We start from the raw sequence: 715 nt of genomic DNA on the forward strand, positions 1-715 counted from the left end.
GCATGGTCTGATGCGGATACGACACAGCCATCAGCGCCTTGGCGGGCTCGGGGATTTCGCCGCGCGACGGGATCGCGTTGGTTATCGGTGTGCGCGGCAGCCTTGGTCTCCGTCGGCGGCGTTGCCAGCGCGAGCGAGAGCGGCAGGATCAACAGCATCAGCGCGCTGAACACGACGAGCGCGGTCTGCCAGCCGAAATTGTCGATCAGGGCGACGCCGAACGGCGCAAACAGGAACTGGCCGAACGAGCCGGCGGCGGTGCCGGCGCCAAGCGCGATGCCGCGCTTCTCGGGCGGCAGCAGCTTGCTGAAGGCCGCCAGCACGAGGTTGAACGACGAGCCCGACAGGCCGAAGCCGATCAGCACGCCGGCGCTGATGTCGAGCGACAATGAGGTGGTGGAGTAACGCATCAGCAGCAGGCCGGCGGCGTACAGCAACGCGCCGACGATCATCACGCGCAGCAAGCCGAAGCGGTCGGCAATGGCGCCTGCGATTGGCTGGCCGAGACCCCACAACAGGTTCTGCAGCGCGATGGCAAGACCAAACACGTCGCGGCCCCAGGCAAATTCGCGGCCCATCGGCTGCACGAAGAAGCCGAGGCTGGAACGCGGGCCGAAACTCAGCAGCGCGATCGCGCAGCCGCAGACGATGATCACGAGCGGCGTACGCCAGTTGCCCGACGTCGGTCGAAGATCCCCGGTGCTAACGGCAATGC

Annotated in this window: 1 protein-coding gene; it reads right to left on the minus strand. The window is 66.9% G+C overall.

What is annotated here, in order from left to right:
• Positions 1 to 713, minus strand: a 713-nt coding sequence (locus FNJ47_RS46360) for an MFS transporter (RefSeq protein ID WP_347341827.1), incomplete at its 3' end; no start/stop codon positions are given.
• Positions 714 to 715 lie beyond the last annotated feature (2 nt).

It is taken from the genome of Bradyrhizobium uaiense, from assembly GCF_010811875.1.
In the GTDB taxonomy this organism is placed as follows: domain Bacteria; phylum Pseudomonadota; class Alphaproteobacteria; order Rhizobiales; family Xanthobacteraceae; genus Bradyrhizobium; species Bradyrhizobium uaiense.